At 55.1% G+C, this 23,295-nt stretch carries 18 protein-coding genes; 8 read left to right on the top strand and 10 right to left on the bottom strand.

Annotation, left to right across the window (positions count from 1 at the left end; all coding sequences use genetic code 11):
- The first annotated feature begins 163 nt into the window (after positions 1-163).
- From glpE to AAEY27_RS01670, 3 genes are read left to right on the top strand one after another with little or no spacing between them, the layout of a single operon-like run.
- Positions 164-493: a thiosulfate sulfurtransferase GlpE gene (gene glpE, locus AAEY27_RS01660; protein WP_342323233.1), complete on the top strand. Its 330-nt coding sequence runs from the start codon at positions 164-166 to the stop codon at positions 491-493.
- Between the two features lie 58 nt (positions 494-551).
- Entirely contained in the window at positions 552-1,382 is an 831-nt protein-coding gene (gene glpG / locus AAEY27_RS01665) for a rhomboid family intramembrane serine protease GlpG (protein ID WP_342323234.1), read from the top strand.
- Positions 1,383-1,399: 17 nt separating this feature from the next.
- Complete coding sequence (locus AAEY27_RS01670) at positions 1,400-2,158, top strand: DeoR/GlpR family transcriptional regulator (protein WP_342323235.1); 759 nt, start codon at positions 1,400-1,402, stop codon at positions 2,156-2,158.
- Between the two features lie 7 nt (positions 2,159-2,165).
- Here the strand turns inward: AAEY27_RS01670 and malT are convergent, their stop codons facing one another.
- Positions 2,166-4,871 (bottom strand): HTH-type transcriptional regulator MalT, encoded by a 2,706-nt coding sequence (gene malT / locus AAEY27_RS01675; protein WP_342323236.1) that lies wholly within the window; start codon positions 4,869-4,871, stop codon positions 2,166-2,168.
- Between the two features lie 548 nt (positions 4,872-5,419).
- Between malT and malP the strand changes: the two genes are divergently transcribed.
- On the top strand, positions 5,420-7,813 hold the full coding sequence (gene malP / locus AAEY27_RS01680) for a maltodextrin phosphorylase (protein ID WP_342323237.1): 2,394 nt from the start codon (positions 5,420-5,422) through the stop codon (positions 7,811-7,813).
- A gap of 9 nt (positions 7,814-7,822) precedes the next feature.
- Complete coding sequence (malQ, locus tag AAEY27_RS01685) at positions 7,823-9,901, top strand: 4-alpha-glucanotransferase (RefSeq protein WP_342323238.1); 2,079 nt, start codon at positions 7,823-7,825, stop codon at positions 9,899-9,901.
- Positions 9,902-10,017: 116 nt separating this feature from the next.
- On the opposite strand, the gene gntT is transcribed toward malQ, so the two are convergent.
- From gntT to gntX, 3 genes are all read right to left on the bottom strand, one after another.
- Positions 10,018-11,334 (bottom strand): gluconate transporter, encoded by a 1,317-nt coding sequence (gene gntT, locus AAEY27_RS01690; protein WP_342323239.1) that lies wholly within the window; start codon positions 11,332-11,334, stop codon positions 10,018-10,020.
- Positions 11,335-11,736: 402 nt separating this feature from the next.
- A complete protein-coding gene (gene nfuA / locus AAEY27_RS01695) occupies positions 11,737-12,312 on the bottom strand; it encodes a Fe-S biogenesis protein NfuA (protein ID WP_342323240.1) in 576 nt (191 codons plus the stop codon).
- Between the two features lie 58 nt (positions 12,313-12,370).
- A complete protein-coding gene (gene gntX, locus AAEY27_RS01700; RefSeq protein WP_342323241.1) occupies positions 12,371-13,054 on the bottom strand; it encodes a DNA utilization protein GntX in 684 nt (227 codons plus the stop codon).
- Between the two features lie 38 nt (positions 13,055-13,092).
- Here gntX and bioH point away from each other — a divergent pair, with 38 nt between their 5' ends.
- On the top strand, positions 13,093-13,863 hold the full coding sequence (gene bioH / locus AAEY27_RS01705; RefSeq protein ID WP_342323242.1) for a pimeloyl-ACP methyl ester esterase BioH: 771 nt from the start codon (positions 13,093-13,095) through the stop codon (positions 13,861-13,863).
- Positions 13,864-13,871: 8 nt separating this feature from the next.
- On the opposite strand, the gene feoC is transcribed toward bioH, so the two are convergent.
- From feoC to greB, 5 genes are all read right to left on the bottom strand, one after another.
- Positions 13,872-14,111 (bottom strand): [Fe-S]-dependent transcriptional repressor FeoC, encoded by a 240-nt coding sequence (gene feoC / locus AAEY27_RS01710; RefSeq protein ID WP_342323243.1) that lies wholly within the window; start codon positions 14,109-14,111, stop codon positions 13,872-13,874.
- Between the two features lie 11 nt (positions 14,112-14,122).
- A complete protein-coding gene (feoB, locus tag AAEY27_RS01715) occupies positions 14,123-16,441 on the bottom strand; it encodes a Fe(2+) transporter permease subunit FeoB (protein WP_342323244.1) in 2,319 nt (772 codons plus the stop codon).
- Positions 16,442-16,472: 31 nt separating this feature from the next.
- Positions 16,473-16,700, bottom strand: a complete 228-nt coding sequence (gene feoA, locus AAEY27_RS01720) for a ferrous iron transporter A (RefSeq protein ID WP_342323245.1) — start codon at positions 16,698-16,700, stop codon at positions 16,473-16,475.
- Positions 16,701-17,142: 442 nt separating this feature from the next.
- The gene (locus tag AAEY27_RS01725; protein ID WP_342323246.1) at positions 17,143-19,482 is read right to left on the bottom strand and encodes a Tex family protein; all 2,340 of its coding nucleotides are present in this window, start codon (positions 19,480-19,482) and stop codon (positions 17,143-17,145) included.
- A gap of 98 nt (positions 19,483-19,580) precedes the next feature.
- The gene (gene greB / locus AAEY27_RS01730; RefSeq protein ID WP_342323247.1) at positions 19,581-20,054 is read right to left on the bottom strand and encodes a transcription elongation factor GreB; all 474 of its coding nucleotides are present in this window, start codon (positions 20,052-20,054) and stop codon (positions 19,581-19,583) included.
- A gap of 218 nt (positions 20,055-20,272) precedes the next feature.
- On the opposite strand from greB, the gene ompR reads away from it, so the two are divergent.
- Both ompR and envZ read left to right on the top strand, forming a co-directional pair.
- Complete coding sequence (gene ompR, locus AAEY27_RS01735; RefSeq protein WP_001157751.1) at positions 20,273-20,992, top strand: two-component system response regulator OmpR; 720 nt, start codon at positions 20,273-20,275, stop codon at positions 20,990-20,992.
- Positions 20,989-22,341, top strand: coding sequence for a two-component system sensor histidine kinase EnvZ (gene envZ / locus AAEY27_RS01740; RefSeq protein WP_342323248.1), 1,353 nt, complete (start codon positions 20,989-20,991; stop codon positions 22,339-22,341). Before ompR ends, envZ begins: the two co-directional genes overlap by 4 nt.
- Here the strand turns inward: envZ and AAEY27_RS01745 are convergent.
- A complete protein-coding gene (locus tag AAEY27_RS01745; RefSeq protein WP_342323249.1) occupies positions 22,336-23,286 on the bottom strand; it encodes a sugar-binding transcriptional regulator in 951 nt (316 codons plus the stop codon). The two genes, envZ and AAEY27_RS01745, sit on opposite strands and share 6 nt — an antisense overlap.
- Positions 23,287-23,295: the final 9 nt, after the last annotated feature.

Raw genomic sequence — 23,295 nt, forward strand, 5'->3', positions numbered from 1 at the left:
CTCAAAAATGTTCGATATCGCTCATAATAGCAAAGGAACGCGCTTTTGGTAACATCAAAAAAACAATTTAGAGTGATATGCATAACATAATGGCGTTTCACTGCCGTCACGACGTACACTTGTCGGCAGAATTGCCCTTACCCGTATTAATAAAGAGAACGCCATGGATCACTTTGAGTGCATTAACGTAGAAGAAACCCATCAGAAATTGCATCAGCAGCAGGCCGTGCTGGTGGATATTCGCGATCCGCAAAGCTTCGCGATGGGCCATACGCCGGGCGCGTTTCATTTAACCAACGACACGCTGGGCGCGTTTATGCGCGATAACGATTTCGACAAACCGGTGATGGTGATGTGCTATCACGGCAACAGCAGTAAAGGTGCCGCGCAATATCTGCTGCAACAGGGTTACGACCAGGTTTACAGCGTCGATGGCGGCTTCGATGCGTGGCATCGCCATTTCCCGGCGGAAGTGGCGCACGGCACACTTTAGGCAGAGCGCCTGTCTCCGTTATACTGTCCCTCTTTGTATGGATTAAGCGACGCCTGTCATGATGATGATTACCTCTTTTGCTAACCCCCGCGTCGCCCAGGCGTTTGTCGATTATATGCAAACTCAGGGCGTTATCCTGACCATTCAACATCATGAACAAAGCGACATCTGGCTGGCAGATGACAGCCAGATCGACCGCGTGCGCAGCGAATTAGCGCGCTTTATGGAAAACCCTGCTGACCCGCGTTACTTCGCGGCAAGCTGGCAATCCGGGCAAACCGACAGCGGCCTGCAATATCGCCGTTTTCCGTTAATGGCGGCCGTGCGCGAACGCGGTGGGCCGTTAACGTTGTTGATGGCCGCGCTGTGCATCTTTGTGTTTGTGGTGATGAGCGTTATCGGCGATCAAACCGTGATGGCCTGGCTTGCCTGGCCGTGGGACGCCAGTGTGCAGTTCGAAGTCTGGCGTTACTTCACACATGCGGTAATGCATTTTTCGCTGGTGCATATTATCTTCAACCTTTTCTGGTGGTGGTATCTTGGCGGCGCGGTTGAAAAGCGGCTCGGCACCGGCAAACTGGTGGTGATTACGCTTATCAGCGCGTTGTTAAGTGGTTTTGTGCAGCACAAACTTACCGGCCCCTGGTTCGGCGGCTTATCCGGCGTGGTTTACGCGCTGATTGGTTATGTCTGGTTGCGCGGTGTGCGCGATCCTGAGCCGCAAGTCGCGTTACCGAATGGGCTGTTTATCTTTACGGTGTTGTTGATGGTGGCGGAATGGTTCGGCTTGACCGGCTTCGCCATTGCCAACGGCGCGCATACGGCAGGGCTGGTGATTGGCCTGGCGATGGCGCTGGTGGATACGCAGAATGTGCGAAAACGAACATAATTTTCCAGGGATAATTCATGAAACAAACACAGCGTCATGACGCGATTATTGAACTGGTTAAACAACAGGGATATGTCAGTACCGAAGAGCTGGTCGAACAATTTTCCGTTAGCCCGCAGACTATTCGTCGCGATCTGAATGATCTGGCGGATCAGAACAAAATTTTACGTCACCACGGCGGCGCAGCGTTGCCGTCCAGCTCGGAGAACACCTCCTGGCACGATCGTAAATCGACACTGACGGTGGAAAAAGAGCGCATTGCCCGCAAAGTCGCGGAGCAAATCCCCAATGGCGCTACGCTGTTTATTGATATCGGCACCACGCCGGAAGCGGTCGCCCACGCGCTGCTCAACCACAGCGATTTGCGCATCGTCACCAACAACCTGAACGTCGCGAACACCTTAATGAAGAAAGTGGATTTTCGCGTCATTCTGGCGGGCGGCGAATTACGCAGTCGCGACGGCGGAATTGTCGGCGAAGCGACCCTCGATTTTATCTCTCAGTTCCGCCTTGATTTTGGCATTCTCGGCATCAGCGGCATCGACGCCGATGGTTCGCTGCTGGAGTTTGACTACCACGAAGTGCGCACCAAGCGCGCGATCATTGAAAACTCGCGTCACGTGATGCTGGTGGTGGATCACTCGAAGTTTGGCCGTAACGCGATGGTGAACATGGGCAGCATTGGCCTGGTTGACGCGGTGTATACCGACATCATGCCGCCCGTCGGGGTGATGCAGGTGATCACCAGTAACAATGTGCACCTGGAGCTGTGTTAAGCGGCAATCACACGCCGTAGCCCATGATTTTCAACAACTGCTGCGCATGCTGTACCGCATCCTGGCGATGGGCAACGCCGAGTTTCTGATACAGGTTGCGGATATGCGTTTTGATGGTCGTCGCCGCGACGGCCAGCTCCCCGGCGATCTGTTCATTGCTGTAGCCGGAATAGATAAGCCCCAACACCTGCCACTCGCGCTGCGTCAGCGGGCTGGTGCGAATCAGTTCCGGTACTTCAGGGTTCGCCAGCAGCCGTTCGACAAAGTTCTCATCAAAATGGGCAAACTTGTGGCGATGATGCTGGTTAATGTCGCGCAGAATGCGCTGCGCGCGGTGCTGATCCAGTTCTGGCAGCGTGTTGAGCTGAATAAGCTGGCGCAACTGTTGCGCCATCGGTTCGCCTTCAATCACAAAATGGCTGATAAACCCGGTGCGGTTGGCAAGCTGTAACGCTTCGAGCAGCACGCGCTGAGCGTCGTTCTTGCGCCCGGCGTGCCAGTAAAGTTGGTTCAACAGCAACAGGTTGCGGTTAATATCGCTCATTAAACGCAGGCCGCGCGCATTCTCATTTAACTCTTCCAGCACCATTTCCGCCGGGTCGAACTCGCCCAGCAGGATTTGCGCGCGGGCAATATTCCGCCACTGGCTTTGCAGGAAGTGGTTGTTCGCGAACTCCGGTTTCGGCGTCTGGCGCAGCCATTGCGCGGCGGCGGTTTTATCACCGGTCATTTGCCAGTAGATCACCCGCACTTTATCGGCATTCGACACCCAATCGCTGTGATATTGGCCATTACCCAGCAGGTTTTCCAGGCGATGCAGATGGCTACGGGCGTTATCCAAATCCCCACGCGCCAGCGAAACTTGCACCACCAACGCCAGGCATTGCAACTGCTGTTGCGGCTGAAGGGCGGCTAACACATCCATACCCTGGCGTGCCGCCGCTTCGGACTCGTCCAGCCGCGCCCACGCCCACAGTAACTGCGCACGGATACGCAATAAAAATTCATGCATCGGCAACTGCTCAAGATGCTGCTCACGGATAAGCACAAACGCTTTTTCCTGCATCTCCCACGCCGCTTGTAAAAAGCCTTGAGCAAACAGAATTTCGCTCTGCTGGATCAGGCTCCACAGCGCGTAATGCCAGACATCATGGCGACGCGCCATCTGTTCGGTTTGTTGCATGACCGCCAGCGAATTCGCCAGCTCACCTTTGCAGTGCAGCACTTCGCCATGCACCGAGGTGGCGACAATGCGGCTGTAATAATTCGCCAGCGGCAACTCGTCCAGCGCCACCATCGCCAGCCGCTCGGCTTCCGCCGGATCGCCATCGTTAATCGCCACCTGGGCGCGCAGGGCATTAAAATCGCCGTGCAAAGAGGCGTCCATTTGCGTGGTCATCTCCTGCTCAGCGCGCGCCAGCAGCGTGTTCACCTCGCTGTAGCGATGCTGGCTTTGCATCAGCCAGGCTTGCAACAGCACCAGACGCGGGTTTTCCAGCAGGCTTTCCCACGGCAGCGCTTTGAGGGACTCTTCCAGCACGCTCAGTTCGCTGTGGTTAAACAGCCCCCAGGCATGATGCAGTAAAATATCGCGCAGCATATTGCCGTCGCCCGCCGCCAAAGCGTGATGAATCGCTTCGCTCGGGAAACCTTGCGCCATCCAGCTTTCCGCCGCCGCGCGGTGAATATCTGGAAGTTCAGTAGCCAGTTCCCACTGGCAGCGCTGGCGCAGAAAGTTGCCGAACAGCGGGTGGTAGCTAAACCATTCGCCGGAGTCGTCCATCCGTTGCAGGAACAGACCCTGGCGTTCAATCTCTTCGAGGCGCATTTGCCCGTTCTCTTCGCCGGTCACGCGGACAATCAGTGCGTCATTCATCGAACGCAACAGCGCGCTTTTCAGCAAGAACTGACGAGTGTTGATATCGATATTATCCAGCACTTCATCGACCAGATAATCCGAGAGATGGCTGGCGTTAATCCCCGCCAGGCGACGTGCGGACTGATGCGGCGCGCTGTGGTTTTGCCGGGCGGAAAGGGCGATAAGTTGCAACGCCGTCGCCCAGCCGGCGACATCGTCGCACAGGCGGCTGCTCTCCGCCGCTTCGATGGGCGAGTTAAGGCGGCAATCGAAAAACTGTTTGGCTTCCTGGTGGGTAAAGGCCAATTGATGGCTGCCCACTTCCAGCAACTGCTCGCGCACGCGCAAATTGGCGATGCCTAATTGCGGCAAGTTGCGGGAAAGCACAATCAGGGTGAGGTTTTCTGGCTGATGGCGCAGAAAAAAGCGCATCGCGTCGTGAATAACGGGGTTAGTGACCAGGTGGTAATCATCAATCACCAGGTACAGAGGGCGCTGCCATTCGGTCAGTTCGACAAAGAGCTGTGAAAAGAGCGAAGCCAGGCTGGCGTACTGGCGTTTTTGCGCCATCACCTCACTGCTCACGCAATGGCTGCCCGTCGCTTGCTGAACCGCAGCGATAAAGTAACTGGCAAAGCGTTCCGGCTGGTTATCGCCTTCATCAAGGGAGAACCAACCCACGTCATTTTTACCGGCTGCCCATTGCGAGATAAGCGTCGTTTTGCCATAGCCCGCAGGGCTGGTTACCAGTGCAAGCCGATAATTGTTGGCACCGGAAAGTTTAGCCAGTAGACGTTCACGCACCACCGTATGGTCGAGACGAACCGGACGACTTAATTTAGACGGAATCAACATGGTTATCACTTCACTGTGAGAAAAACTGAGATGCGATTTTTTTTGCGCTTCGTAATTAATACTAATAAAGTCGGTCAGATGAAGAAATATTGCAAGTTATGTCCGAATCTGACGATTGTGAATTTGCACTATGTCACATTTCTCATTTCACGAATAAATAAAGACCACAAATGGCAAAGGCAGGGATGGCGGGCTACGCGGCGCAGGCGTGATAATAACTCATGCAACAGTAAGGGTATTTAACAGTTATTAATTAATTACGCTTGTTAAATCGCACAAATAGTGAAAGGCGATTTATCTTAAGCACACAAATATTATTTCTCCCCTATTCTTCGCATTACGAAAAAGAATTTTCTGTGGAACGTCATTTCATTTCTCTCTCGTGATATCGGAAAAAAACGCTACCTTTAAGTGGCAGCGATCACACTTTTTCGCTCATCCCCGCTGCTCCTCCCCGGCTAATCCCCGGCAGGATGAGGAAGTCATACACTGAGCCAGGCACACTAGCGCAAACGTCGATTTACTTCATTACAGGACCCGGATTCTTTATGTCAAAGCCCACGTTTGATAAAGCGCAATTTGAAGCGGCCCTCACGCGCCAGTGGCAGCGTTTGGGGGTTCAGGCTGCAACGGAAATGACAACTCGCCAAAGGTGGCAGGCAGTAAGCGGCGCACTGGCGGAACTGCTGGTTGCGCAGCCCGCGCCGAAAGCGGCCAAAAAACAGCGTCATGTTAACTACATTTCGATGGAATTTTTGATTGGCCGTTTAACCGGCAACAACCTGTTGAACCTTGGCTGGTATCAGGACGTGGGCGATGTGCTGAAAGCGCACGACATCAATTTGACCGACCTGCTGGAAGAGGAGATCGATCCGGCGCTCGGCAACGGCGGTCTGGGTCGCCTGGCGGCCTGTTTCCTTGATTCGATGGCGACCGTTGGACAGCCCGCCACCGGTTACGGTCTGAACTACCAATACGGTTTATTCCGCCAGTCCTTTGTCGACGGGCATCAGCATGAAGCGCCGGATGACTGGCATCGTCGCAGCTACCCGTGGTTTCGCCACAACGAACAGTTAGATGTGCAGGTCGGCATTGGCGGCAAAGTGAGTAAAGAGGGACACTGGCAACCGGCATTTACGCTGGTTGGCGAGGCCTGGGATTTGCCGGTCATTGGCTACCGTAACGGTGTGACGCAGCCGCTGCGTTTATGGCAGGCGACCCATGCGCATCCTTTCAACCTGACCAAGTTCAACGACGGGGATTTCCTGCGCGCCGAGCAAACCGGCATTGATGCGGAAAAACTCACCAAAGTGCTCTATCCGAACGACAACCATCAGGCCGGGAAAAAGCTGCGTCTGATGCAGCAATATTTCCAGTGCGCCTGTTCGGTGGCCGATATTCTGCGTCGCCATCACCTGGCGGGGCGCAAACTGGCGGAGTTGCCGGATTACGAAGTGATCCAGCTTAACGACACGCACCCAACCATCGCCATTCCTGAACTGCTGCGCGTGCTGCTCGATGAACATCAAATGCGTTGGGATGACGCCTGGGCGATTACCAGCCGTACGTTTGCGTACACCAACCATACGCTGATGCCGGAAGCGCTGGAGCGTTGGGACGAATCGCTGGTCAAAGCGCTGTTGCCGCGCCATTTGCAAATCATCAAGCGCATTAACGACATCTTTAAAGTGCAAGTGGAGCAAACCTGGCCGGGCGATAAAGAGGTGTGGGCGAAACTGGCAGTGGTGCATCACAAACAGGTGCGCATGGCGAACCTGTGCGTGGTCGGCGGTTTTGCGGTCAACGGCGTTGCCGCCCTGCACTCAGATCTGGTGGTAAAAGATCTGTTCCCGGAATATCACCAACTGTGGCCGGGCAAATTCCATAACGTCACCAACGGCATTACGCCGCGCCGCTGGATCAAACAGTGCAACCCGCTGCTGGCCGCGCTGCTTGATAAGACGCTGAAAAAAGAGTGGGCCAACGATCTCGACCAGTTAATCAACCTTGAGAAATACGCCGATGATGCGGCGTTTCGCCAACAATATCGCGACATTAAACAGCAGAACAAAGTACGCCTGGCCGCGTTTGTGAAAGCGCGTACCGGCATTGAAATTAACCCGCAGGCGCTGTTTGACATCCAAATCAAACGCCTGCACGAGTACAAACGCCAGCATCTGGGTTTGCTGCACATCATCGCGCTGTATAAAGAAATCCGCGAAAACCCACAGGCCAACCGCGTACCGCGCGTGTTCCTGTTCGGGGCGAAAGCCGCGCCAGGGTACTACCTGGCGAAAAATATTATTTATGCGATCAACAAAGTGGCAGAGGTGATCAACAACGATGCGACGATTGGCGACCAACTGAAAGTGGTGTTCTTGCCGGATTACTGCGTGTCAGCGGCGGAAAAACTGATCCCGGCGGCGGATATCTCTGAACAAATTTCGACGGCGGGCAAAGAAGCCTCGGGCACCGGCAATATGAAACTGGCGCTCAATGGCGCGCTGACGGTCGGTACGCTGGACGGCGCCAACGTTGAAATCGCAGAACAGGTGGGCGAGGAGAATATCTTTATCTTCGGCCACACGGTCGAGCAGGTGAAAGCGTTGAAAGCCAAAGGCTACGACCCGGTGAAATGGCGCAAAAAAGACAAGCAGCTGGATGGGGTGCTGAAAGAGCTGGAGAGCGGCAAATACAGCGACGGCGACAAACACGCATTCGACCAGATGCTGCACAGCATCGGCAAACAGGGCGGCGATCCGTACCTGGTGCTGGCGGATTTCGCCGCCTATGTGGACGCGCAAAAACGGGTGGATGTGTTGTATCGCGACCAGGACGCCTGGACCCGCGCGGCGATTTTGAATACCGCCCGCTGCGGCATGTTTAGCTCCGATCGCGCGATCCGCGATTATCAAACCCGAATCTGGCAGGCAAAACGTTAAGGAAGCGCGATGCAGAGTAAACGTCTGGAGCAGGCCGCGCTGGCGGCGGGGATCAGCCCGAACTACATCAATGCGCACGGTAAACCGCAGTCCATCACCGCGCAAACCCGGCAGCGTTTGCTGGACGCGATGCACCCTGTAACGAGCAAAACATCACCTGTGCCAACGGTGCAGGTGTTTATTCATGGCAAAAAAAAGCCATTACCGGTTACCGGGAAAGGGGATTTCCACTGGCAACTGACCACCGAGGCGGGCAAACAGCACCAGGGCGACGTCAGCGGTGGAACCCACATTGCACTGCCGACCGGGCTGGCGCTGGGCTACCACACTTTGACGCTCACGCAAAAAAACCAGCACTGGCAGTGCCGGGTGATTATCGCCCCGGCGCGTTGTTACGAACCGCAGGCGCTGCGCGAGGGCAAAAAGTTGTGGGGCGCGTGCGTGCAGCTTTATACCCTGCGCTCAGAAGCTAACTGGGGCATCGGCGATTTTGGCGATCTGAAAGCGATGCTTGGCGAGGTGGCAAACCGCGGTGGCGCGTTTATCGGCCTCAACCCTATTCATGCGCTCTACCCGGCGAACCCGGAGAGCGCCAGCCCTTACAGCCCGTCATCCCGCCGTTGGTTGAATATCATTTATATCGATGTCAACGCGGTGGCGGATTTTCGCGACAGCGACGCGGCGCAGGCGTGGTGGCAACTGCCAACTACCCAGCAAACATTGCGCGCCGCGCGAGACAGCGAGTGGGTGGATTACTCGACGGTAACGGCGCTGAAACTGGCGGCGTTACGTATGGCCTGGCAGCGCTTTAGCCAGCGCGGCGAGGAGGATGAACAAGCCTGCGCTTTCCGCGCCTTTGTGCAGCAGGAAGGTGAGAGCCTGTACTGGCAAGCGGCGTTTGATGCGTTACATGCAAGCCAGGTCAAAGAAGATGAATTGCGCTGGGGCTGGCCGGTGTGGCCGGAAGGGTATCAGTCCATCGACAGCCCGCAGGTCAACACTTTTTGCCAGCAACATGCCGATGAGGTGGATTTCTACCTTTGGTTGCAATGGCTGGCGTATACGCAATTTGCCGAGTGCTGGGAAACCAGTCAGGGCTACGCCATGCCGATTGGCTTATATCGCGACCTGGCGGTCGGTGTCGCGGAAGGCGGGGCGGAAACCTGGTGCGATCGCGAACTCTATTGCCTGAAAGCCTCCGTCGGTGCGCCGCCGGATATTCTTGGCCCGCTAGGGCAAAACTGGGGATTGCCGCCGATGGATCCCCACGTCATGCGCGCGCGTGCCTATGCGCCGTTTGTCGACCTGTTACGGGCGAACATGAAAAGCTGCGGCGCGTTGCGTATTGATCATGTGATGTCGATGCTGCGCCTGTGGTGGATCCCTTACGGTGAAACGGCGGATCACGGTGCCTATGTGCAGTATCCGGTGGATGATCTGCTCGCGATTTTGGCGCTGGAAAGCCAGCGTCATCAGTGCATGGTGATTGGCGAAGATTTGGGAACGGTGCCGGTGGAAATCGTCGGTAAGCTGCGCAGCAGCGGCGTCTACTCCTACAAAGTGCTCTATTTCGAAAGCGATCACGAGAAAACCTTCCGTGCGCCGCAAGCTTACCCGGCGCAGTCGATGGCGGTCGCCACCACGCATGACCTTCCGACCCTGCGCGGTTACTGGGAAAGCGGTGATTTAACGCTTGGCAAAACGCTGGGTTTGTACCCGGATGACGTGATTCTGCGTGGGTTATACGCCGATCGCGAGCGGGCGAAACAAGGGCTGCTGGATGCGTTGCATCAGTACGGTTGCCTGCCGCAACGCGCCGGGCATAAGGCGTCGCGCATGCCGATGACGGATGTGCTTAACCGCGGGATGCAGCGGTATATCGCCGACAGCAACAGTGCGCTGCTGGGGTTACAGCCGGAAGATTGGCTGGATATGCCAGGGCCGGTGAATATACCGGGAACCAGTTATCAGTATAAAAACTGGCGGCGTAAACTCGCGGTGTCGCTGGAGAAAATGTTTGCCGACCAGAAGGTCAACAAGCTGATAAAAGATCTCGACCGACGCCGCAAAGCGGCAGGAAAACACTAACAAAAATGCCCGGATAACCGGGCATTTGTTTTTGTAGAACTAACTTGCAGGCCCGGCTCATAGGCCTGATAAGCGAAGCGCCATCAGGCAATCGGTGCCACCGGGCAATATGAAAATCAGACCACCATACCCAGCAGCAAGCAACCTACCAAACCACACACGGAAATAATGGTTTCCAGCGCTGACCAGGAACGCATGGTTTCGCCGATAGTCAGGTTGAAATACTCCTTGAACAGCCAGAAACCTGGATCGTTTACGTGAGAGAAAATCACGCTACCAGAACCCACGGCGATAACCATCAGCTCCGGGCTAACACCGGTGGTGGCAATCAGCGGCGCGGCGATACCGCCTGCGGTAATGGCTGCCACGGTCGCGGAACCGAGCGCAATACGCAGAACGGCCGCGATAGACCAGGCCATAAACAGCGGGGAAAGATTGGTGGAATGCATCATTGAAGCGATGTATTTATCGACGCCGCTATCAACCAAAACCTGCTTGAACGCGCCGCCGCCGCCGATGATCAGCAACATCATGGCGATGATTTTGATCGAGCTGGTCAGGGTGTCATTGATGTCGTCCATGGAACGACCGCGATTCAGGCCGAAGGTAAACACCGCAATCAGCACCGCGATCATCGTTGCCATCACCGGATCGCCGAAGAACTCTGCATACGGCAGTATCGCATGGCCTTTTGGCAGCAGCATTTCCGCGACCGCACGCAGAGCCATCAGGATAACCGGCACCAGAGAAGTCCAGACGCTGACGCCGAAGCTCGGCATCTCTTCTTCGCTGAAGGTCTTAGCGTTGTACAGCCCTTCCGGAATCGGTTTATCAATGCTTTTCAGGAATTGTGCGTAAACCGGGCCGGCGAGGATCACCGTTGGAATCCCGAGCAGCGTACCGTACAGCAGGGTTTTGCCCATATCCGCATGGAAAATGGTCGCAATAGCGGTCGGGCCTGGGTGCGGTGGCAGGAAGCCGTGCGTCACAGAGAGCGCCGCCGCCATCGGTACACCCACATAGAGCAGCGGAATACGCGCGGAAGCAGCAACGGTGAAGACCAGCGGCAGCAACAGCACAAAACCGACTTCATAGAAGAGAGCGAAACCGACAGTAAAACCGGTTAACACAATCGCCCATTGAATATATTTACGACCGAATTTTTCAATAAGTGTGGTGGCGATACGCTGCGCGCCGCCGCAATCCGCCAGCAGCTTGCCGAGCATGGCGCCAAAGCCCATGATCAGCGCAAGGCTTCCCAGCGTTCCGCCAACACCATTTTTGATGGATTTGACAACGGCATCCAGCGGCATGCCCTGCATCATCCCGACGGCGAGCGCCACCAGGATAAGAGCGATAAACCCGTTCAGTTTGAAACGGATCATTAACAACAGTAAGAGGGCAACACCGATAGCGACAATGACTAATGGCATGATTTACCTGGCCTTTAATTTGTTATGGGTAACGTCAGTGTTTCGTGGCAGCCGCCTCCCAATTGGGAACAACGCGCTGCGGCACCGTTACGGCTTACATCCATTGCTCAAAATTGTAGTCGGATGTTTTTTATCTTGTCGGTGCTGGGTGGGATGATACGGGTAACATCCATGAAAAGAGAATCACCCCGTTGATCAAAATGTAAGATCTGAGACCTTCGTCATACTAAGGCAGGGAAATTAATCGTTAACAAAACGGGAGAAATGAGGGAGAGGATACGGGTAACAAGCTGAATGTGGGCGCTGCGTCGCGGTTTGGTTGCTGGATGGCTCCTACCTATGGAGACTTGTAGGCCCGGTAAGCGAAGCGCCACCGGGCAAATCACAGCGCAATGGAAATACTTAGTAGTAGGAGTGCTCGCCGCGCTGGTGCTCGGTAAGATCGCGCACGCCTGCCAGTTCCGGGAACTCGTTCAGCAGTTGCTTCTCAATACCTTCTTTCAGCGTCACATCGACCATCGAACAACCGTTACAGCCGCCGCCAAATTGCAGAATGGCGTAACCTTCTTCGGTGATCTCCATCAGCGTTACGCGGCCGCCATGGCCTGCCAGCTGCGGGTTAATCTGTGATTGCAGCAAATACTCCACGCGCTCCATCAGCGGTGCGTCGTCAGAGACTTTGCGCATTTTGGCGTTCGGCGCTTTCAGCGTCAGCTGAGAGCCAAGTTGGTCGGTAACAAAATCGATTTCCGCATCTTCCAGATACGGCGCGCTCAGCTCATCGACATAGGCAACCAGTTGTTCAAATTTCAGCGCGGTATCGGTGGCTTCAACCGCGTCCGGCGGACAATAAGAGACACCGCATTCAGCGTTTGGCGTGCCTGGGTTAATCACAAATACGCGAATTTGTGTCCCTTCTTCCTGATTTGCCAGCAGTTTGACAAAGTGCGCTTGGGCAGCGTCGGAAATACGGATCATAGCAATGGCCTAATAGTTGACTATTTTACTCGGTTATAATACGCCCATCATCGAGGGTCTACAAGGTTCGACACAGGCACCAAACCTGAACAGTTGCTGCGCCGCTGCGTAAAAGCAGCCGGGTAATCTCTGCAACAGTGCTGCCGGTCGTGACGACATCATCCACAACGACGATATGGAGACCCGCCACCGGCAATTCAAGGTGAAAGGCGTTTTTCAAATTCTGTTTGCGCAACCGCGCGCTGAGATGGTGCTGAATCGGCGTCGCCCGCAGGCGTTTCAACGCTTTGCGCGGGTAGGGGCACTGCAACCAACGCGAGAGAAACTGGCACAACAAATCGCTCTGATTAAACCCTCTTCGCCACTGGCGACGCGAATGCAACGGTACGCTGAGGATCATGTCCGGCGGCGGTTGCACGCTTCTACCCCGCGCGTTTAACACCGCCAACAGCAGCAGTCGCGCCAGCGCCGGTGCGATTTCCGGGCGCGGCAAAAACTTGAACTGATGCACCAGCGAACTGAGCGGTGGCGCATAGCTACTCACCGCTACCAACCGATGCCACGGCGGTGCTTTTTTCAGGCAGCGCCCGCATTGCAAATCATCCCGGGCGGCCGGTAAACCGCACAAAGGGCAAACTTTATCGCGCAGTTGGATGGCGCGCGCGCAGCCGGAACAGATTCCCCAGTGGCTCAGCATCAACGGCATTAAGCATAGCCAGCACAAACCCGGCACTGATAGCATGTTGCACCTCCTTGTGTGAAAGAAGAGAACGATAACTGATGAATGACATCTGGTGGCAAACCAAAGGCGAAGGGAATTCTCATCTTGTGCTGTTGCACGGCTGGGGACTGAATGCCCAAGTCTGGGATTGCATTATTGCGGAACTGAGTACGCAATTTACGCTGCATCTGGTCGATCTGCCGGGGTATGGCAGAAGCACCGGGTTCGGCGCGTTATCATTGCAGCAGATGGCGGACATCGTGTTAGCGCAGGCGCCAAAACAGGCAATTTGGCTGGGTTGGAGCCTCGGTGGCCTGGTCGCGAGCCAGATTGCGTTGCAGGCGCCTGGACGCGTAAATGCGCTGGTTACAGTCGCTTCGTCGCCGTGTTTTAGTGCGCAAGACGATTGGGCGGGCATCAAGCCGGACGTGCTGGCGGGTTTTCAGCAGCAACTGAACGAAGATTTTCAGCGTACCGTAGAGCGTTTTCTGGCGCTGCAAACACTGGGTACGGAAACCGCGCGTCAGGATGCGCGGCAATTAAAAAACGCGGTGTTATCACTGGATATGCCCTCGACAGAGGTGCTGAACAGCGGGTTGGAAATTCTAAAAACCGTGGATTTGCGTGAAGAACTCGGCGCGCTGGCGGTGCCGTTTTTGCGCCTGTATGGCCGCCTCGACGGGCTGGTGCCGCGCAAAATCGTTCCATTGTTAGATGAGAAGTGGCCGGGCAGCGAATCGGTTGTTTTCCCGAAAGCGGCCCATGCACCGTTTATTTCCCATCCCGCCGAGTTTTGTGATGCGCTGGTGGCGTTAAACGCGACGTTATAGCTTTCAACTCAACGTAAAACCCACCATTCACGCAAACAGGCGCTTTTTCCTTCCGGGCACTGCTTACAGCTTCCGGTTAAACAACCGGTCGCTTCTTGTTGGATGCGCACAGCTTTGCCCATCGCTTCCATGCGATCGAGCATGGCATCAATCATCGCTTTAGGTGTTTGCAGGGCGACACTGAGCTGGCTGGCCTCCATGCGCCCCTGCAATGCCAATAAATCACGAACCTCAATTAACGATGCCATTAGCCTGATCCTCAGTGACAGTCGCCCGCAGGGCTGTCGCAGCAGCTGGCGACGGTTTTACGCATTGCCAGCAAATTCACATCAACCCGGCTTCTGGCGCGGCGAAGCAGGCCAATCACCACCACGTTAAACAGCACAACCGCCAGAATGCAGGTCAGGCTGTAAATCGGATGCTGGCTGAAGGTCGCGGTTTGATAAAACAGCGTGGAGAGCGAGTAAGCGATATTCAGCCCCCACAGCACCGAAAAGCCCATCCAGCCCCGGCTGGATTCGCGGGCGATTGCGCCCATAGCGGTAATGCACGGCACATACAGCAGCACGAAAATCAGGTAGCTGTAAGCGGCTGCCGCACTGCCAAACTTCTGGCTCATCACGCCCATGGTGCCGGTTGCCATTTCGCCGTCGCCTTTGCTGGCTTCAATCGGGTTTGCCAGTACGCTCAGGCTGAAGGTCTCTTTCAGGCTGCTGCCGGTCTCTTCCAGCGCGGCGGCGAGTTCATCCGTCAGGCTGAATTCCGCCGGGTTGAACTCTTCTTGCGCAATGTTTTCGGCGGTGTAGAGCGTGTTCAGCGTGCCGACCACCACCTCTTTTGCCATCGCCCCGGTCACCAGGCCTACTGTGGCTTGCCAGTGATCGGCATGTACGCCAATCGGCGCTAACAGCGGCGTGAAGACGCGGCTGATTGAGGCCAGCGCGGATTCATTGATGTTGTGCACGGTGCGGCCGTTCAGCGAGAAACTGTTCATCGCGCTGAGGAAAATGCTGACGATGATGATCACTTTACCCGCGCGGATCACAAAGCCTTTCAGGCGCTGCCAGGTTTGCAGCAGCAGGCTTTTCAGATGCGGAACGTGATACACCGGCAGTTCCATCACAAACGGTGACGCTTCGCCGCGCAGCAAGGTGTATTTCAACATCAGACCGGTCAAGATCGCCATCACAATACCTAACACATACAGCGAGAACACCGTGACTGCGCCCTGCTGGCCGAAAAAGGCGGCCGCGAAAACGGCGAAGATCGCCAGTCGCGCGCCGCAGGACATAAACGGCGCCATCATGATAGTGATAAGACGTTCACGCGGCGCATCGAGCGTACGCGCGCCCATCACCGACGGGACATTACAGCCGAAACCGACAATCAGCGGCACAAACGATTTCCCCGGCAGCCCGAGCGATTGCATCAGCCTGTCCATCACAAACGCGGCACGCGCCATATAACCGGAGTCTTCAAGAAACGACATAAACAAGTACATCATGCCCAGTTGCGGCACCAGCGGCAGCACGGTATTCACGCCGCCGCCAAGGCCCTGCGCGAGGAACACCGTCAACCATTCCGGGAAGTGCAGCGTGTAGCCAAGCCATTGAATGCCGTGGATGAATATCGCCACGGAACCGGCATCGAAAATCGGCGAGAACGCGCCGCCAATGTTAATGGCGAACAGGAACATCAAATACATGACGAACAGGAAAATCGGCAGACCCAAAAAACGGTTGATGATAATGCGGTCAACGGCGGCGGTGAACTTGCTTGGCTCTGCGGTAAGCGTGTTGCTGACGGTATCGCAAATCGCGGCAATCGACTGGTAGCGCGCATCGGCAATATGCAGCGCCGGGTCGTCCATTTCGGCTTGCAAACGCGAAAGCACGGCAGCAAGTTGCGGCGCATCAATACCGGCGTTGGCGCGGCTATAAATATCGCCTTCCAGCATTTGCAGCCCCATCCAGCGGCGCTGTTGCCACGAAATATCGTCAGCCATTTGCGCGGCCAGCGCGTCGGCTTCGCGCGAAAGGGGCTGAGCGTAATGCACCAGTTCCACATCATTGTTGGTTTGATGGCGGTCTATCGCCAACTTCAATGCTTCAATTCCGCGCCCGCGTGTGGAAACCAGCGGGATAACCGGGCAACCCAGCCGGGCAGCCAGCGCATCGATATCGATGCGGAGTTTCTGCTTTTCCGCAATGTCGAGCATGTTGAGAGCAATAATGCAGGGAACGCCCAGCTCCAGCAGTTGCAGCGTCAGGTAGAGGTTTCGTTCCAGGTTGGACGCATCCACGACGTTAATCAGCAGATCTGCGTCGCCGCTCAAAATGTAGTGGCAGGCTATTTGTTCGTCGAGCGAGGTTTGCGCAGAAATGGTGGTTAACGAATAGGTACCGGGAAGGTCAACCAGTGTGACCTGGTGGTCGGTCGTTGAAAACAGGCCTTCTTTGCGTTCAACGGTGACGCCGGCCCAGTTGCCCACGCGCTGACGTGCGCCGGTTAATTGATTGAATAATGTGGTCTTGCCGGAATTGGGATTGCCAATTAAGCCAATGGTCATTTTTTTCATTATTGTTAGCACCCTACGTAAAACTTTTTGATTAACGGGAAACCGCTTCTAATTTGAGATAAGCGAGATCCTTTTTCCGTAACACTAAATTAACGCGGCGGGTTTCAATGTGGACAGGATCGCCTAAGGGGGCCACGCGCACGACATTAAAAGAGGAACCGGGCAACATCCCTAATGACAGAAGTTTCTGCCGCCAGGCCGGGCTTATTTCTTGCGAGAAACCGATAATTTTCCACGCGCTATCAGGAGAAAATTGCATAGAACCTACTTTTATGATCTGCGGGCCAATATGGACTGTGCGTCATCAATGAATGGAGAATAATCTACCAAGGCAATGATAATGAGAATAGTTTCTATCATCAATTCAAACAATGCGTTTGCGGCGGTGAAAAATAAGAAATCGATTTTCTTTTGACGTAGCGCAATATTTTCGGGTTTTGCAATTCGTACCTGAAAGACTAATTATTCGCGTACAGATAAGTAAGGATTTTATTTGTGCGCTTAATGTTTAATTAAGGTTCTAATTGTAAGGAATATGAAGGTGATATTAATGAAACAGTTAATTGATTAATATTTTTGAATATTAATCGCCAGACAAAATAGAGAGTTAATAAGAATTTTAGAAAGGGTGTACTGGATCAAATTGATCGATTTCGAATGTTTTTTTAAAAATGCCCTCTCCCGCAAGAGAGGGGTTTTTATTAGCGCTTCTTACCCATTGCCGCTGCCAGCGCATCCATCATCGCGCTGTTACCACTGGGTTGAGACTCACGGCCGCGCGGCGCTTTGGCCGGACGCGCATTGCTGCGGTTGCCATTATCGCGGTTGTTGCTACTTCCCCCGCCACGGCGCGAGTTGCTCTCTCCCGGTTGCTCATCCAGACGCATGGTCAGGGCGATGCGCTTACGCGGCAGATCCACTTCCAGCACTTTCACTTTCACGATATCGCCGGCTTTCACCACCGTATGCGGATCTTCAACGAACTTATCCGCCAGCGAAGAGATGTGCACCAGGCCATCCTGATGCACGCCGATATCAACGAAAGCACCAAAGTTAGTGACGTTGGTGACCGCGCCTTCCAGCACCATGCCCGGCAGCAAATCGCTCAGGGTTTCGATTCCTTCGGCAAAGGTCGCGGTTTTGAACTCTGGACGCGGGTCACGGCCCGGTTTTTCCAGCTCTTTGATGATGTCGGTCACCGTCGGCACACCGAACTGCTCATCGGTAAACTCGGACGCTTTCAGTTTGCGCAGTTCGCTGCTGTTACCCATCAAATCGCGCAAAGACTGTTCCGTTGCCGCCAGAATACGTTCCACCACCGGATAAGTTTCCGGGTGGACGGTAGAGGCATCCAGCGGGTTGTCGCCGTGGTTGATACGCAGGAAGCCAGCGCACTGCTCAAAGGCTTTCGGCCCAAGGCGGCTTACTTTCAGCAATTGCTGGCGGTTCTGGAATTGACCGTTTTCATCGCGCCAGGTGACGATATTTTGCGCCATCATGCGGGTTAACCCCGCTACGCGGGTCAGCAGCGGGACTGACGCGGTATTGAGATCTACGCCGACGGCGTTTACGCAGTCTTCCACTACCGCATCCAGTTTGCGCGCCAGTTGTGTCTGGCTAACGTCGTGCTGATACTGACCGACACCGATGGATTTCGGATCGATTTTCACCAGCTCCGCCAGCGGATCCTGCAAACGGCGCGCGATGGAAACCGCGCCGCGAATCGAAACATCGAGATCCGGGAATTCCAGTGCTGCCAGCTCGGAGGCGGAATAAACCGAGGCGCCCGCTTCGCTGACAATCACTTTTTGCGCGGTGACTTTCGGGAACTGCTTTTGCACATCGAGGAAGAAACGTTCAGTTTCACGTGACGCCGTACCGTTGCCGATGGCGACCAGTTCAACGTTGTGCTTCTCGCACAGCGCCGCCACAGCCACTGCCGCTTTCGCTGCTTGTCCGGTGTGCGGGTAAATGGTGTCGGTTGCGACCAGTTTTCCGGTGGCATCCACCACCGCCACTTTCACGCCGGTACGCAAACCGGGATCGAGGCCCATCGTGGCGCGCAGCCCGGCGGGCGCAGCCATCAGCAGATCGTGCAGGTTGCGGGCAAACACGTTGATCGCTTCGTCTTCGGCGCGTTCACGCACCGTGCCCATCAGCTCGGTTTCCAGATGCATCAACACTTTAATGCGCCAGGTCCAGCTCACTACGCCTTTGCGCCAGCTGTCCGCCGGGGCGTTATTCAGGCGCAGACCAAGATGGTCGATGATAATTTGCTCGCCGTGGCTCTCTTTTGGCGGCTCATCGAATTGCGGATCGGCATTCAACGCCAGTTGCAGCACACCTTCGTTGCGCCCACGGAACATCGCCAGCGCGCGGTGCGAAGGAACCGCCGACAGCGGTTCGTGGTGATCGAAGTAATCGCGGAATTTCGCGCCTTCTTCCTCTTTGCCGCTGACCACCGTCGCCACCAGGTGGGCGTTTTTCCACAAATAATCACGCACTTTTGCCAGCAGGGCGGCGTCTTCTGCGAAGCGTTCCATCAGGATGTAACGCGCGCCGTCGAGGGCGGCTTTGCTGTCGGCGACGCCTTTATCGGCATCGACAAACGTGGCGGCCAACGTGTCTGGATCTTGCGAAGGATCGTTCCACAGCGTGTCCGCCAGTGGCTCCAGCCCGGCTTCAATGGCAATTTGCCCGCGCGTGCGGCGTTTGGGTTTGTAAGGCAGATAGAGATCTTCGAGTTCGGTTTTACTCAGCGTGCCGTTGATCGCTTTCGCCAGCTCATCGCTGAGTTTGCCCTGCTCGCCGATCGATTTCAGAATCGCCTGGCGGCGCTCTTCCAGTTCGCGCAGGTAACCAAGACGGGTTTCGAGCTGACGCAGTTGCGTGTCGTCCAGACCGCCGGTGACCTCTTTACGATAGCGCGCGATAAACGGCACAGTATTCCCTTCATCAAGCAGGCGAACGGCGGATTCCACCTGTTCGGTTCGTGCCTGAAGTTCACCCGCAATAATGCGGCAGAGCGAATCATTCATCATTTCTTTATCATCTTCTGAACAAAAATCAGGGGATAGTTATACGGACTGACACCGCAAAATGCCAGCCGCCGAGGGTGCTCTCGGACTCATCCGGGGGGTTATTTCACATAGTCAATTTCATTGACGTACCAGGTCGCTTCACCGCCGGGCGTTTGCACGACCGCCACATCGCCGGCTTCTTTTTTTAACAGAGCGCGGGCCATTGGCGAGTCTATGGAGATGTAATCTTTGCGCCCGAAAATCTCATCATAGCCAACGATGCGAAAACGTAAGGTGTCGCCGTCGTCGTTTTCAATTTCCACCCAGGCGCCAAAAAAAACCTTTCCTTCTTGTTGCGGCGAATAATCGACGATTTTTAAATTTTCCAGACATTTGGTCAGATAACGTACCCGACGATCTATCTCGCGCAGGCGCTTTTTGTTGTACTGGTAATCGGCGTTTTCACTGCGATCGCCAAGGCTTGCGGCCCAGGTAACCTTTTTGGTGACTTCCGGGCGCTCCTGACGCCAGAGAAAATCGAGTTCCTGCTTCAGTTTGTCGTAACCTTCGCGGGTGATCAGGGGCGTTTTCATGCTTGAGCCTTAATTTGAGTCTTGTCTGCACTTTACAAACGAAACGTCGTAAGGTGCGGATTAATCATGTTTTATGTGACGTAATATGCATATAAGCTGCTGTTAAATATGCTTTGTAACAATTTCGACTAGAATTTATACCAGATTTCGCTGGTCGTTAACGCGCACTTTTTTAGAATACGGAAACATTATTGTTGGAACCTTTGGGAGTATAAACAATGCAAGAGAATTATAAGATTCTGGTAGTGGATGACGACATGCGTCTGCGCGCATTACTTGAGCGTTACCTTACCGAGCAGGGCTTCCAGGTTCGTAGCGTCGCTAACGCTGAACAAATGGATCGTTTGTTAACTCGCGAATCTTTCCACTTGATGGTACTGGATCTGATGCTGCCTGGCGAAGATGGTCTCTCCATCTGCCGCCGCCTGCGTAGCCAAAGCAACCCGATGCCGATCATTATGGTAACGGCGAAAGGGGAAGAAGTAGACCGCATTGTTGGCCTGGAAATCGGCGCCGACGACTATATTCCAAAACCGTTTAACCCACGTGAGCTGCTGGCGCGTATCCGCGCGGTACTGCGTCGCCAGGCGAATGAACTGCCGGGCGCGCCGTCTCAGGAAGAAGCGGTCATTGCGTTTGGTAAGTTCAAGCTGAACCTCGGCACGCGCGAAATGTTCCGCGAAGATGAGCCGATGCCGTTAACCAGCGGTGAGTTCGCCGTACTGAAAGCGCTGGTGAGCCACCCGCGTGAACCGCTGTCGCGCGACAAGCTGATGAACCTGGCGCGTGGCCGTGAATATTCAGCGATGGAGCGCTCCATCGACGTGCAGATCTCCCGCCTGCGTCGCATGGTGGAAGAAGATCCGGCGCATCCTCGCTATATTCAGACCGTTTGGGGTTTGGGCTACGTGTTTGTGCCGGACGGTTCTAAAGCATGATGCGAGTGCGTTTCTCGCCGCGAAGTTCCTTTGCCCGCACATTGTTGCTTATCGTCACTTTGCTGTTTGTCAGCCTGGTGACGACTTACCTGGTGGTGCTGAATTTCGCCATTTTGCCGAGCCTCCAGCAGTTCAATAAGGTCCTCGCCTACGAAGTGCGTATGTTGATGACCGATAAACTGCAACTGGAGGATGGCACGCAACTGGTGGTGCCGCCGGCATTTCGCCGCGAGATCTATCGCGAATTGGGTATTTCTCTCTATTCCAACGAGGCGGCGGAAGACGCTGGCCTGCGTTGGGCGCAGCATTATGAATTTTTAAGCCAGCAAATGGCGCAGCAGCTTGGCGGCCCGACCGAGGTGCGTGTTGAAGTGAACAAAAGCTCGCCGGTGGTGTGGTTGAAAACCTGGCTGTCGCCCAATATTTGGGTGCGCGTGCCGCTGACGGAAATCCACCAGGGCGACTTTTCTCCGCTGTTCCGCTACACGCTGGCGATTATGTTGTTGGCGATTGGCGGTGCCTGGCTGTTTATCCGCATACAAAACCGACCCCTTGTTGATCTCGAACATGCCGCCCTGAAAGTGGGGAAAGGGCATATTCCGCCGCCGCTGCGTGAGTACGGCGCATCGGAAGTGCGCTCGGTGACTCGCGCTTTTAACCAGATGGCGGCCGGGGTGAAGCAGTTAGCGGACGATCGCACGCTGTTGATGGCGGGCGTCAGCCATGACTTGCGAACGCCGCTAACGCGTATTCGTCTGGCGACGGAAATGATGGCGGAAGAAGATGGTTATCTCGCTGAATCCATTAATAAAGACATCGAAGAGTGCAATGCGATTATCGAGCAGTTTATCGATTATCTGCGTACCGGCCAGGAGATGCCGATGGAAGCGGCGGATCTGAACGCGGTGCTCGGCGAGGTGGTCGCGGCGGAAAGCGGTTACGAACGTGAAATTGAAACCGCGATGGCAGATGGCGAAATCATCGTGCGCATGCATCCGCTCTCCATCAAACGCGCGGTGGCGAATATGGTGGTGAACGCCGCGCGCTACGGCAACGGTTGGATCAAAGTCAGCAGTGGTACGGAGTTGAACCGCGCCTGGTTCCAGGTGGAAGACGACGGTCCGGGTATCAAACCGGAGCAGCGTGAACATCTGTTCCAGCCGTTCGTGCGCGGCGACAGCGCACGCAGCACCAGCGGCACCGGGCTTGGCCTGGCGATTGTGCAGCGCATTGTCGATAACCATAACGGGCTGCTGGAATTAGGCACCAGCGAGCGCGGTGGCTTATCGATTCGCGCGTGGCTGCCGATTCCGATTTCTCGCGTAGCAGGGCAAAAAGAGAACTTATGATTCTTGCAGCAGCTTCAGCGCGGTATCTTCATCGGTCACTAGCCCCGTCAGCCATTTGCCGATAAGCGCGGCGCGGATGGCGTGATATTTCTTCGCGCCGCCGCAAAAACCAATCACCGGACGGGTTGTATTGCTGCTCAGCGGCACACTGGTCAGCAATGCATCCAGTTCCGAATTTAACCTCACACCTTCATGGTTGAAAAAGTGCCCGAGCATTTCGCCTGCAACCTGTTGTTTTTTGAGGTCATTAACCTGGTCGTCGGTAATAAACCCTTCGGTGTTTAACGGACAGCCAAGCTCGACTTCGCCAATCCCCAAAAACGTGATGTCTGCGTTAAGCGCTCGGGCGGCAACGCGCTGGTACACCAGGTGCTGGCACCAAATCAGCTTATCTTGCAGGCTGTCGGCATACAGCGGTGCCGGAATGAAAAAGTATTTTCCCTGCATTTTCTCCGCCAATTTCAGCGGAACGTCATACCGCGTACCGGAATCGTCTCGCGAGATAGCGCCGATCATCGACACGCATTGGTGCTGTAATCGCTCCTGGCGGGGAAGGGCATCGATCACCGCAAACAGCGTTTTACCCGAGCCGACCGCGAACACTTTTGGCTGTTCATCGCCGATAAACTGCGACATCACGTCCGCCCCTTCGACCGCCAACATCTGTTGAATGGCATCGTTTTCCAGCCCCGCTGAGGGAACCACGCGGCACAGCGTGAGCGCGAATTTCTCCTGTAATTCATGTGCCAGCTTGATACAGCCGCTTACCGGATGGGTGATATTCACCGCCACCAGCCCGGTTTCGCGCGCGCCGGAAATCAGGCGCTGCGCCACCTGGCGGGAAAGCCCCAGCGCTTTGGCGATCTCTTGCTGAGTCAGGCCTGCGACGTAATACATCCACGCCGCGCGGGCAGCCAGCTCCAGCTTTTTTTCTTCTCTGTTCATGAATGTATT

Origin of the sequence: Kosakonia sp. BYX6, assembly GCF_038449125.1 — a bacterium.
Classification (GTDB): domain Bacteria; phylum Pseudomonadota; class Gammaproteobacteria; order Enterobacterales; family Enterobacteriaceae; genus Kosakonia; species Kosakonia calanthes.